The sequence below is a fragment of the Arthrobacter sp. FW306-06-A genome, from assembly GCF_021870055.1.
Taxonomy (GTDB): domain Bacteria; phylum Actinomycetota; class Actinomycetes; order Actinomycetales; family Micrococcaceae; genus Arthrobacter.
Map to the genome: position 1 here is coordinate 85,458 of NZ_CP084554.1, position 12,446 is coordinate 97,903.

Genomic DNA, 12,446 nt, shown 5'->3' on the forward strand with positions numbered 1-12,446 from the left:
CACGTGAGCCGGCGGACAGGAGCAACATCCCTTCGGCTTTTGAAGCGACTTAAGGCCATGGGCCTAGAACTACCCGAAGGCACTTTTGTTGAACGAACCTATGTAACTCGTTCCATGCGCTTTGACGGCGCCTGGTCATGGCATCTGGTTGGGCCGGACGGTGTTGAGCTGGGCATCGGAAGCGATTACCCCATCACGTCCCTGCTCGGAGGCCGCCTGCTTGTCATCCGAGAGGATGCCCCCCGGAGCAGTGCGCGCATGCGTGTCTTATCAGAAGGCGTTTCCGCGCCACCCCGCGCAGAGGTCCGCTCCGAACCTATTTACAGCGAGGAGCACGTCGAACGACGGAGCGACTAATCCCCCCTGTCGGGGGCATGTGATCTTCTTGGTCTTGCTGGTGCAGACGATAGTCTTAGCTGGCATTTCCTATGCCTGGATGGAGTACCGTGGACAATTTTGATGATTTTGAGCTGCTATCGAAGGCAGAGCTGATTGAGCTGCTGGCCGAGCGGACAGATCCCGGAGTCAACATCACTTTTCCAGGAAAAGCGATAACACGGCAGCTCGCCCGAAAGGTCAGGCCCCGCGTCCAGCGCACTATCGCAAAATACTCCGCTGGCACCCCTGCTGAGCAGGCCCAGAATCTCGTTCTCGAAGGCGATAACCTCCATGGTCTCGCAACCTTGTACCGGGAACGTGGCCACGTGGATCTGATCCTTACAGACCCTCCCTACAACACGGGCAACGACTTCCGGTACAACGACAAGTGGGACGTGGATCCTAACGACGACGGCCTGGGAACCTTAGTTGGGGGCGATGACAAGGCTAAGCACACCAAGTGGATGAAGTTTATGTATCCGCGGCTGCAGATGATGCACGCGATGCTTAGCCAGACCGGTGTTCTCGCCATCTGCATCGATTTTCGAGAGCTCTTCCATTTAGGTCAGATGCTCGATGAAATATTCGTCGACAAGAACAGACTCGGGATCATCAACTGGCAGCGCACCTACAGTAAGCAGAATGATTCGGGCCAGTTGGCAACAGTAACTGAGTACGTGCTGGTTTACGCCAAAGACGCGAAGCTGGCGAAGACTGCCCTTCTCTATAAAGACAGAGACCAGGATCCTGCAAACAACCCGGATTCAGATCCCGAGCCCTGGACTGACAGCCCTGCGACAGCGTCAAATGCCAAGGCACATAAGAGCATGGTGTACGCCATTCAAAATCCTTTCACCGGAGAGCTTCTGTACCCTCCGCGCGGTTCCGCCTGGAGAAATGAGCAAGCCTGGATCATCCAGCAACTAGCAGGATGGGACGTAGATTTTGAGCTCAGGGACATCCAAGATGCTACGAAGCGTGCGCAACTTATCGGTGTAGATGAGTCCAAGGTGCCAGATGTTAAAGCCATCGTCGTTTCAGGTCCGCTTGAAGAAGCTGCGGTCAAGGCAACGGCTGTACGCGATTCCGGAGTCTGGCCAGAGTTCTACTTCCTACGCCAAGGGCTGGGGAAGCCACGTATCAAGAAGCACATAAAGAGGATGAAAAAAGGCGAAGTTTCATCCACCTTTTGGTCAACAGAAAGCCTGCTCTGGGAGACCGACACGTCCTGGCCTCATCAGGTGTCAGGCCACTCAGAACAGGGAGTCAAGGAACTGACGGCCGTCGTCGGCGAGGGCCATGAATTCAAGACGGTAAAACCGCTCAGGCTCTTCGAAAAGATCATTAAACTGTGGTGCCCGATCGATGGAACGGTTCTAGATCCGTTTGCAGGATCGGGGACCGCCGGGCATGCTGTCCTGAATTTGAACGACTCCACAGGCTCGGACCGCAGGTTCATCCTCATGGAACAGGGACGCCAGGACAAAGACGATTCCTACGCTCGGACCCTAACTGCTGAGCGCATCCGTCGTGTGGTTACCGGCGACTGGGCGAGCGGACCCAAGCCGCCAATTTCGGGCGGTTTTGCGTTTCGTCAATTGACTAAGCAGGTTGACGCCAAGGCGCTGCTGCAAATGGAGCGCGAGGAAATGGTTGACACTGTCGTGGCATCCTACTTCGACTCCTCAAGGCGGCGGGGCGCGTCCTTGGTCAGAATCAACGATCCGGCCTACGAATACCTAGTCGCAAGAAACTCAGATGGAGAGGGCTTTTTCCTTGTGTGGAAGGGGCCCGGGGAGAACACCGACCTCACGGAGGAGGTATATGAGGCCTGTGTAGAGGAAGGATTAAAGGCCGGGCTGCGGCCAAAATACCACGTCTATGGAAGGTTCAACCTATTCTCAACTGAGGGTGTGCACTTCTACCAGATTCCGGACCGGATACTGGCAGACTTCGGCCTAGATGTTCGAACTGAGTCATATGAGGATGCAACCACGTGATTAACCTATTTCCGTTCCAGGAAGAGGCGGCGGCTCGAGTAGCCGATAGATATCTTGACTACTTGGAGGACCCCCCGCAGACCGGGACGGTCAAGAGGCCACGAGCGGTTCCCTTTTTTCAAGCGCTGTCTGCCTTAACTGGAGCTGGAAAAACCGCGATTCTGGGACGCGCAGTGTCTCAGATGGCAGCTGCAGCGCCGCATGCGCCGATCGTTCTTTGGCTTTCTAAAGGTCGCGTTGTGGTTCGCCAGTCGTTGGCAAACTTATCAAAGGGCGGAAAGTACCATCACCTGCTGGACGAGATGGACGTTATTACCCTTGATCGATACACCGCAGCGAAGTCGGCGGAAGCTCCAGGCGCGCTTCTTTGTTTTGCGACCGTCGGGACCTTCAACCAGAAAGACAAAGAACTCAGCAGTCTAAACGTCTTCGCCACGGACTTCGATGACACTGAGACGTCAATCTGGGAGTCGCTGAAGGTCCGCCTGAATGCTGGGGGCAACAAGCGGCCGCTGTTCGTCGTGTACGACGAAGCGCATAATTTCTCAGACCAGCAGGCCAACCTGCTCATGGAGCTTCAGCCTGACGCCTTCCTGCTGGCTAGCGCGACGATGAAGCTTCCCAGCAGAATAGGGCGTGAACTGGACGACCTGCGACGCAATGGCTGGACGGAAGACCAGCTCATCACCTCCGTCGATGCCAAGGTTGTCGTCGAATCCGGCTTGGTCAAGCAGATGATTGATCTGGCGGGGTACAACGCCCCGATGGAGGAAACCATTTCCTCCATGCTGGATGACATGCGAAAAGCGGAGCAGGACGTAGCCAGTAGTGGGCTCCAGTTGGTGCCGAAAGCAATTTACGTCTGCAACACAAACGTCGTAGCCGACGATTCTTTCGCCATGGACGATCCGCGCCAGCCCTTTGCCCAGCGGCAAGCACCGCCGATTCTCATCTGGCGGTATCTAGTCGAACAGTGCGGAGTTGATCCGTCAAAGGTCGCCGTTTACGCATCACTCCGGACACATAAAGATCACCCGTTGCCGGAAGAGTTCGTCTTGTTCCAAGGCGGCGAGAATGACTACGAAGTGTTCACCGCCGGCAACTATCAGCACGTCATCTTCAACTTGGGCCTGCAAGAAGGTTGGGATGATCCAAGTGTCTACTTCGCCTATGTAGACAAGAGCATGGATTCCAACGTGCAAGTCACGCAGGTGATAGGTAGGGTCCTCCGCCAACCCAACGCGTCGAGAACAGCATATGAGCGGTTGAACCGCGCAAACTTCTATGTTCGCGTCGACCGAAACGAGACTTTTAACCAGGTCCTGAAGGAGGTTCAAACTCAGCTCGGGGCCGGTGGCGCTGGACTGAAGATCGTGGTCACCGAACCCGGTAAAGCGAAACCACGAGAGTATCCGGTCAAGCTGAAACTGGAAGTGCCCATGACTGGTCTGGATGGACGGACTGCTGTCCAGCCGGTAAATGACCTGATCGCGAAGTTTGGTGACTATCAGCAGGACACCATAAACGTTATAGGGAAGGGAAGCCGGCGAGTCGTACGTCAGGAAGTAGGGAATGCAAACTCTACAGAGAGCGACTGGGTGGACTTCGAGCAGTCTGCGAAGGTATCTGGGCGATGGATTTTCCATCGAGAAGTGCAGCGCAGGTTCCGTCAGACCCTTGCTGTCGTTGACCTTACGAATAGCAAGTTCAATGTGCTTGCTGGAATAGGTAGCCCTGTCTTTGGACAGTTTCGCGAACTGGCTGAGAAGGTCGTAGAGGCTTACATCCGAGAGGTTCGCCTGGTCCAGAGAACGCCCGATCCGTATGTTCCCCGTGAAATGCTGATGAGGGACGAGGAGATAGAACCATTCCAGAATGCGCTGCATGAGGGTTATTCAGGTCTGAACGGTTTAGAACTCACCGTGGCGCCGGCTATAGACAAGCTTGGCCTTCCGTGGATGCGTAATCCTTCTCTCACCGGCTATGGGATACCCCTCGTTTCCATCGGTCCCACCTCGAAGTTCTTCCCTGATTTTCTAATCTGGACTGATAAGCGCGTCCTTTGCATTGACACCAAAGGACCTCAGCTGATCCAAGAGACGGCGGGCAGGAAGTTGCTGAACATCAGGCCAAAACCTGGTGCTGAGCGGTCCCTTGATGTGCGCTTTGTTTCAGTTGGAAAGCTGAATGAAGCACTCCAACTCGTGGATCCGGATGCTGGATTTAGTCTCTGGGGACTGAACGACCAAGGGCAGATCCGTACCAGTCATTTTGAATCCGTGGGTCTATTGCTTGAGAGGCTAGTAGACGACGAGCTTAACGAATACTGACCGGCGTCCCGAGCCCAAGAGTTTCGGCGTCGGCCCCTGGCGCCGCGTCTCCGGGCGCCTCGCCAATTTGGACTAGCCTCAATTGTCAGTGATGGTCTCCAGCAGCCACTGCTCCGAGAGCGGATCCCTCCGCAGCTGGAAGGTCCGCAGCGCTGAGGTCGAAGCCCCGAGGCGGATTATCTACCCTTCAACTCTATTCCTGCAGGTCAGAATAGCGACGGCGGGGTAGTTACGTTTGGTACGTACACAGGGGTGCACCCTCGTGTATATCAACTCCTGGCGAGCAGTCCGTGGGGTTCTGTGCGGCAGATTACAGACCGGCGCATTGGCGGGGCTTAGTTTGATTCGATAGGTGTTGCCTGGTGCTTTCCATCTCAAGAGGAGCGGCGATGCGGGAACGTGAATAGCGAGGGCATGACGGGCTACCGGCGTGCTTGGGTACGTCTTATGGTGTTGGTTTTGTTTGTCGCAGCTGCTGTTGTGGCCGCACTACTGTTCCCGGTCCCGACGGTGGAGGACGTGCAGCAGTACTTCACCGGCACGCTATGGGCTCCGGCGGTGTTTATCTTTGGGTATGCTGCGCTGACGCTTTCGCCAGCGCCCAAGAACGTGCTGACGATCGGCGCGGGCATGGTCTTTGGCTTTGTCGGGGGAGTAGGTCTGGTGGTGGCGGCAGCGCTGCTGGGTGCATCGGCCGCGTTCTGGTTGGGTCGCTGGCTGGGTCGGGAGGCTGTGGAGAATTACGCAGGGGCCAGGGTAGGGAAGCTGGATGAGGTGTTGGGGCGGCGGGGGTTTGTTGCAGTGGTTGGTGTGCGGCTGGTTCCGGTGCTGCCGTTCACGGCGATCAATTACCTGGCCGGGGCAACGTCTGTTGGCTGGTGGCGTTATTTGCTGGGTACGGCGTTGGGCATCCTGCCCGGCACGGTCAGTTATGTGACGCTGGGGGCTTTCGGGCTGCGGTTTGGCTGGCAGGTACAGGCGGCGTTGGCCGTGCTTGGCCTGCTGACCCTTGCCGGGCTGGTCGTTGCTGTGCGGAAGCGCAGCAAAGGGGGCGGAACGTGTTTGACGCTGCACTGAGGGCACGGACGGGACCGGTGCTGGGCCGGATGGCCGCGGTCCTTGACCGGCGCTGGATTACACCGGATCGGCTGACCGGGCTGAACCTGTTGTTGGGCCTGGCCAGTGCCGGGCTTGCCGCGGCCCAGTGGTGGATTCCCGCGCTGGCTGCCTGGCTGCTGTGCCGGGCCGCTGACGGCCTGGACGGCCCCCTGGCTCGCCTCCGGCGGCGCCGGTCAGGGGAGGAAGATCCGGGCCGGGGCGGCTTTTGGGACATCAGCGCGGACTTCGTTGTGTATGGCGCCACGGTGGTCGGCGTGGGGATGGGTGCCACGGCGGCTTTCGGCGCCCCGTGGCTGCCCTTCCTGCTGGTCCTTTTCACCTACTACATCAATGGCGCGGTGTTTCTGGCCTTCTCCTCCATTGCGGAGAAGACCGGGCGCCGCATTGATGACGGACGGTCTCTGTCGTTTCTTGGTGGACTGGCAGAGGGAGCGGAGACCGTGGTGGTGCACAGCCTGTGGCTGGTCCTCCCGGACTTCGCCTGGGTTATTGCCGCCGTCTGGGCCCTGGTGGTGGGGGTCAGTGCCGGACATCGGATTGTGGCCGGTTACCGGGCTTTGAGTTGATCCGGCGGGCGTCAAGGGCCAGGCGCCGGAGTGTCGCCAGCGCCTTGATGGCGGTGCGGCGCAGCGGGGACCGGAGGCGTTCGCGGACATCGAGGACCGCGGCGTTCCAGACCCCGTCAGAGTATGTTGGGTAGGCGTGGGTGGCGCCGGCAATATCGGACGTGGTGAGTTTCTTGTGCACGGCCAGGGACAGTTCGGCCAGGGATTCCCCCGCCCGGGGACCCACGATGGTGCCGCCCATAACGCGGCCGCCGCGGCCCACCAGAAGCTCGGTGAAGCCCTCGGTCCTGTCCTCGGTGACGGCCCGGTCAAGGTGGGAATGCCGCACGGTCCGGGAGGTTACCGGTTGCCCGGACCCGCCGCTTGTCACGGCGGCGATCTCGGGCGAGGTGTAGGTGACGCGCGGGACGGCGGGGCTGATCCGGCGTCGGAGCCCCAAGACGGCGTTGGATGCTGCAACGCTGGCGTGGACGCCGGCAAGGTGGGTGAACTGCGGGTGGGTGGTGACATCTCCTGCCGCCCAGATCAGGGGATTGGTGGTCTGCATGTGTTCATTGGTGAGGACGTGCCCGTGGTCGTCGAGGTGGACGCCCACGTGTTCAAGGCCGATGCCGGTGGTGCGGGGGGTTCGTCCGGCTGCCAGGAGCACGGTGTCAGCGTCCACTGTGGGCCCGTCGTCCAGATGCAGCCTGTGCCCCTGAGCGGGGCTGGTGGCGTGGCTGATGCTGGAATTTTCCAAAATAGTCACGCCGTCTGCCTTGAGGCTCTCGCGGATGATGTCCACCGCTTCCGGCGTCTCCTTGGCCAGGATGCGGGAGCGGACGATCATGGTGACGTCGGCGCCGAGCCGGGCGAAGGCCTGGCCCAGTTCGCAGGCGATCGGGCCGCCGCCCAGGATGGCAAGCCTGCCGGGCAGGGCGGTGAGGTCCCACACCGTTTCGGATGTGACCGTCCGGGCGGGGTCCAGCCCGGTGAATCGGGGTTTGGCGGGTTCAGCGCCGGTGGCGATCAGGGCCTGCCGGAACCGGAGGACTTCCCCGTTCAGGACGGCCGTTCCCGGGCCGGTGAAGGACACGTGTCCGGAGAGGACTTCAACCCCGGCCTCCTCAAGGGCTTCGGGGGTGTCCGCGGGCTCGATGGCCCGGATGGCCGCGGCGATGCGTTCCCGGATCGCAGAGAAGTCGGGGTTCCCACCGCCAGCCGAGCGCCGGTTTCTTGCCTGCGCGGCCGCGGAGAGGAGCGTCTTGGAAGGGACGCAGCCGGTCCAGAGACAGTCCCCGCCGGTCCGTTCCTGTTCCACCAGGACAGTGCGGGCGCCGAAACCTGCTGCCGTCTTCGCGCTGATGATTCCTGCCGTCCCTCCGCCCAGGACGAGGAGGTCAATGATTCCGTCGGTGGGTGCCATGATGAAGTTCCTTACGGTTGATACCTGCCTGCTGCCACGCAGGATTCCGGGAGTCCGGCATGTTTTGCTGGTCCGGGGTGGGGCCTGGTTCAAGGGAGAGAGATATTCCTGACAAGTACACAGCATTCGCACCGTTTTACGACGCGCTTTCCGGCGAGTACCCGGTGTACCGGGCTGGACGGGACCGGGGAATTGAAGCGCTGGGGCCACGGCCGGGGGAGCAGGTCTTGGATTTGGGCTGCGGAACCGGTCTCAACTTTCCCCTGCTTCAGGAGCTGATAGGTCCTGCGGGAATGATCGTCGGGATCGACCGCAGCGCCCGGATGCTTGAACAGTGCCGCCGGCGCGCCGCCAGGGCTGGCTGGAGGAATGTCATCCTCATCGAGGCCGACGCCGTCCTCCTGCACCCGGCCGCGATCCGGACCGCCGTCGAGGAACAGGGCGGATCCCCGGAGTCCGATGCCGCGTTGGCTACCTATGCGCTGTCGCTGATGCCCGAGTGGCGGCGGGCCTGGGCGAACCTTAAGGCACTGGTACGGGCTGAGGCGCGGGTGTCGGTGGTGGACATGAAGGATCCGGAGGGGTGGGCCCGGCTGCTCACGCCCTTGGCGCGGGCGGCGTGTGCCCTGGGTGGTGCAGACATCGCTGCGCGCCCCTGGCAGGCTGTGGAAGAGGACTGCACCCAGGTCATCCGGTTTTCCGCCCGGGCAGGACATTTGCAGATCCGTGCAGGGGCTCTTCACAAAGACCCATTTTGGCCGCTTCCAGCGCCCGGCTCTGTGCGCGAGATTACTTAACACGGCAGACGCGCACCGTAGGGTTGCCGGTGTGCGCTCATTTGCGGCCTTTTTACGCCACCTTGAACTGGTGACCAGGCCGGTTCATCCGGAGAGCCGTGCCGCGCTGGACCGGCGGTGGACCGAGCTGCCCGGGCACGTCAAAACCCCTGCCCAGCTGCTGGGCAAGACCGCGGTGGGCTGCGAAGGAACCCACGGCGTCTTCCCCAAATGCAACTTGACCTGTACGCCGTGCTACCACTCAGCAGACGCGAACAAGGTAAGGATCGACGGCGGCCACACCGTCAACGCGGTGACCGAGCAGATGGCGCTCCTCCGCCGCCTGCGCGGACCCCGCGCGCACGCCCAGCTGATCGGCGGGGAAGTGAGCCTGCTCCCGGCCCAGGACCACGCTGCAGCGCTTCTTGCCATGCGCACAGCCGGGCGCGAACCGATGTCCATGACCCACGGGGACTTCGACTACCAGTACCTCCTCGACGTCGCCCTGGACAGGAACGGACAGCCACGGTTCCGGAAAGTATCGTTCGCCGCCCATTTTGACTCGCTCATGCGCGGACGCAGGGGAGTGCCCCGGCCACGGAGCGAGTCGGAGCTGGATCCGTACCGGGAGCGGTTCGCCGCCATGTTCACGGCTCTCCGGAAGGACCACGGCATCGGCTCCTACATCGCCCACAATATGACCGTAACCCCAGCGAACATCGACCAGGTCCCCGGTGTCACCGGCTCTGTTCTGGGGATGCCGTTCGACATGCTCTCCTTCCAGCCCGCCGCCTATATGGGCGATGACAGGAGATGGGGCAAGGACTTCGCCAACGTCACCATTGATGCAGTCTGGGACCGGATCGAGCAAGGTGCCGGGCAGCGGATTCCGTGGCAGGGCACCCAGTTCGGGGACACACGCTGCAACCGGACCGCCGTGATCCTGCGGGCCGGCGGGACTCTCGCGCCCCTGATTGACCCGGACGACCCGGACGATATTGAGGCCCGGGACCGGCTGCTGGCCGATTTTGGCGGCATGTACTTCGGCGGAACACCCCACTGGATTGTTGCCGCCAAGATCATCAGGGCCCTGCTCGCCCACCCGGGTGAGGTCCCCGTGGTCCTGCGCTTCGGGCAGCGCCTGGCCCGACGCGCCGGCGGCCTGCACCACATCTTCGCCGCCGCCCGCGCCAACCAACTTTCCTTCCGGACCTTCGTCGTGCACAACTTCATGGACGCGGCCGACGTCGCACCGGCCTGGGACCTGATGGAGAAGGGCGTGGTTAGTGAGGACCCGAAAACCCGGGAGGTGCAGGAACGGCTGGGCGCCTGCATGTACACGATGAGCCATCCCGACACCGGCCAGGTCGTTCCCGCGTGCGTGCAGCACTCAGTGCTTGACCCTGCCGAAAACGCCGGGCTGCGCAAACTCCTTCCACTGACCCCTCGCGGACACGGAGAGCCCCCCGTACACCCTTGACTTCCCCTGACTGGAAGGTTTTAGCGTGAATTTATAGGCAATCAATACCTGAGGAAAGGAGCTTGTCATGGCATTGCAGGAAGGCGAGGTTTACCGTTGCCCGGATCGGGACTGTGGCTGCGAAATTACCGTTACCAAGGGTGCGGCCCCTGGGCACGGGGGCGACAGCAATCCCAGATGCTGCTGTGGGCACGTCATGGAAAAGGCGGGCTGACACCTGATGCCCGGCCTCCCGATCAGGGCCGGGCTGCCCTTCCAGCCACCCCGTCTTAACCCGCCCCGTTATGTGTCCACGTTTACAGAGCAGCCCATTGCTCCAGGCCTATCTTTCGAACGTAAGCAGTTCCGCTTCAACGAAAGGCAGCACGACGATGTCCGCTACATCTCCGGTGGCACAGCAGCCACACGCCGTCCCGCACCACTTTGCCAGGCGCATCAGCGCAGGCGTCATCGGCGGTATCGCCGGTGGCTTGGTCTTCGGCGTGCTGATGGCCATGATGGGCATGCTTCCGATGATCGCCTCCATGATCGGTTCGAACTCGCCCCTGGTGGGCTTCGGAATCCACACGGTGATCTCCATCCTGATCGGGTTGGGCCTGACAGTGCCGTTCGCCTGGCTTCTGAAGACCTATAAGAGGGGAGCGCTGATCGGCATGGCCTACGGGGCGCTCTGGTGGGTTCTTGGCCCCCTGCTGATCATGCCCATGATGCTCGGCATGCCGCTCTTCATGGTGAACGCGACGGCCGGATGGTCTCTCATGGGCCACCTGATCTACGGAATCATCCTCGCCGTGGTCGCAGTCCGGGTCCTGAAGACCGCCGATGAGCGATAAATGGGAAGAGGGGCTGGAGGCCGCCGTCGGTGGCCCCCGGCCCTGGTCTCCGGGCCAACGGGAACCATACCCCCTCACCTCAGGGCCCGATGATCCGTTCACGTGCCTCAACGAGGTGGATCTCTTCGCGGACCTGAGCGCTGAGGAGATGCGCGCGATGGACATGATGGCGCCGGCCCGGATGTTCCGTCGCGGGGAACTTGTCTTTAGCCAGTCCCAGCCCGTCACCGCCCTGTTTATCCTCAAATCGGGCAGGATCCGGATTTTCCGTGTCACCGAGGACGGGAAGGCCCTCACCATGGCGATCCTCGAGCCGGGGGCCGTGTTCGGGGAAATGCTGCTCGTGGGCCAGCGCATGTATGACAACTACGCCGAGGCCATCGAGGACTCAGCCATTTGCCAGCTCGGCGTCGAGGACGTGGAGCGGTACCTGATCTCTGACCCCCGCATAGCCATCCGCATTTTCCGGCTGCTCGGGGAACAGGTAGCCCGGCTGGAGGAACGCCTCACAGACCTCGCGTTGCGGCCACTGTTGGCCCGCACCGCTTCTCTGTTGATCAGCCTCGACGCTGCCGCGCCGAGCGGCCGCTTCGGCCAAGGTAAAGCCATCCGCCTCACGCACGAACAGATCGCCGGTCTTCTCGGCGCAACCCGGGAAGCGACCAGCAAGGCGTTGGCAGACTTTGCAGGCAAAGGAATCATCCGCCAGGGCCGCGGCCGCATCACCATCCAGAACCCGAGAGCCCTCCGTTCGGCGGCAGTGAGCAGCGGCCTGTGACCTGCGGCCGCTCCATCACTCCCGCGCCTTCCGGTATCCGGGGACCTCCCACCCCGGAAGTGGACAGCCCTTATCGACCCGACACCACAGAAGACATTAAAGGAGCCACACATGCCCCGCATTCCCGCACACACCCTCGATACCGCTCCCCACGGGTCCAAAGACCTGGCCGCTACCATGGAAAAGCGGATGGGAAAGCTGCTGAACATACACGCCGGAATGGCTCATTCACCGGTTGTGATCGCAGCCTACAACGGCATCTCCCAGGCTATAGCCGCCCACGGAACCTTCGATGCACGGACCAAGGAAGCCATCGCCCTGGCCGTCGGCAACCAGAACGACTGCGACTACTGCCAGGGCGCGCACACGGTCTCGGCCCATAAAGCCGGGTTCAGCGAAGAACAAATCATCGCGATCCGTGCCGGTGAAGTGGACTTCGACCCCAAACTCGCCGCCATCACTGAGGTAGCACGCGAAGCGGCGGCCCGGACCGGGAACGTCTCCGAGCCCGTGTGGCAGGCAGCACTGGACGCCGGATGGACTGACGAAGAGCTCGCCGAGGCGTTCGCACACATCGCCGCGAACCTCTTCACGAACTACTTCAACCATTACGCTGGGACAGAGCTGGACGTTCCCGCTGCACCGCCGCTGAACTCCTAGCGCCACGCCGTTCCCACGGGTGTCCCCGCACGCTGCCGGGGTCCCCGGGGAACCGGCGGCGGTTGCTTCGTCCGGCCTCTTGCCGGCACCCTTTGCAGCTACAGCCCGGTCATCCAGGACC

10 protein-coding genes are annotated in these 12,446 nt (G+C 61.5%); 9 read left to right on the forward strand and 1 reads right to left on the reverse strand.

Annotation, left to right across the window (positions count from 1 at the left end):
* Nucleotides 1–446: 446 nt before the first annotated feature.
* From LFT49_RS22220 to LFT49_RS22235, 4 genes are all read left to right on the forward strand, one after another.
* Nucleotides 447–2,378 carry a site-specific DNA-methyltransferase gene (locus tag LFT49_RS22220; RefSeq protein ID WP_237430742.1) on the forward strand — a complete coding sequence of 644 codons (1,932 nt, stop codon included), beginning with the start codon at nt 447–449 and terminating at the stop codon, nt 2,376–2,378.
* The gene (locus LFT49_RS22225) at nt 2,375–4,708 is read left to right on the forward strand and encodes a DEAD/DEAH box helicase family protein (RefSeq protein ID WP_237430743.1); all 2,334 of its coding nucleotides are present in this window, start codon (nt 2,375–2,377) and stop codon (nt 4,706–4,708) included. The genes LFT49_RS22220 and LFT49_RS22225 overlap by 4 nt, the downstream gene beginning before the upstream one ends.
* Before the next feature lie 414 nt (nt 4,709–5,122).
* Nucleotides 5,123–5,785 (forward strand): TVP38/TMEM64 family protein, encoded by a 663-nt coding sequence (locus LFT49_RS22230; RefSeq protein ID WP_237430744.1) that lies wholly within the window; start codon nt 5,123–5,125, stop codon nt 5,783–5,785.
* Nucleotides 5,767–6,393 carry a CDP-alcohol phosphatidyltransferase family protein gene (locus tag LFT49_RS22235; protein WP_306969904.1) on the forward strand — a complete coding sequence of 209 codons (627 nt, stop codon included), beginning with the start codon at nt 5,767–5,769 and terminating at the stop codon, nt 6,391–6,393. The genes LFT49_RS22230 and LFT49_RS22235 overlap by 19 nt, the downstream gene beginning before the upstream one ends.
* Here the strand turns inward: LFT49_RS22235 and LFT49_RS22240 are convergent.
* The gene (locus tag LFT49_RS22240; RefSeq protein ID WP_237430745.1) at nt 6,347–7,798 is read right to left on the reverse strand and encodes a dihydrolipoyl dehydrogenase family protein; all 1,452 of its coding nucleotides are present in this window, start codon (nt 7,796–7,798) and stop codon (nt 6,347–6,349) included. The genes LFT49_RS22235 and LFT49_RS22240 overlap by 47 nt on opposite strands.
* Nucleotides 7,799–7,857: 59 nt before the next feature.
* Here LFT49_RS22240 and LFT49_RS22245 point away from each other — a divergent pair, with 59 nt between their 5' ends.
* From LFT49_RS22245 to LFT49_RS22265, 5 genes are all read left to right on the forward strand, one after another.
* Complete coding sequence (locus LFT49_RS22245) at nt 7,858–8,595, forward strand: class I SAM-dependent methyltransferase (RefSeq protein WP_237430746.1); 738 nt, start codon at nt 7,858–7,860, stop codon at nt 8,593–8,595.
* Between the two features lie 70 nt (nt 8,596–8,665).
* On the forward strand, nt 8,666–10,054 hold the full coding sequence (locus LFT49_RS22250) for a hypothetical protein (protein WP_237430747.1): 1,389 nt from the start codon (nt 8,666–8,668) through the stop codon (nt 10,052–10,054).
* A gap of 371 nt (nt 10,055–10,425) precedes the next feature.
* Nucleotides 10,426–10,887, forward strand: a complete 462-nt coding sequence (locus LFT49_RS22255; RefSeq protein ID WP_237430748.1) for a hypothetical protein — start codon at nt 10,426–10,428, stop codon at nt 10,885–10,887.
* Nucleotides 10,877–11,665 carry a Crp/Fnr family transcriptional regulator gene (locus LFT49_RS22260; RefSeq protein WP_237430749.1) on the forward strand — a complete coding sequence of 263 codons (789 nt, stop codon included), beginning with the start codon at nt 10,877–10,879 and terminating at the stop codon, nt 11,663–11,665. The genes LFT49_RS22255 and LFT49_RS22260 overlap by 11 nt, the downstream gene beginning before the upstream one ends.
* A 111-nt stretch (nt 11,666–11,776) precedes the next feature.
* A complete protein-coding gene (locus LFT49_RS22265) occupies nt 11,777–12,325 on the forward strand; it encodes a carboxymuconolactone decarboxylase family protein (protein WP_237430750.1) in 549 nt (182 codons plus the stop codon).
* Nucleotides 12,326–12,446: the final 121 nt, after the last annotated feature.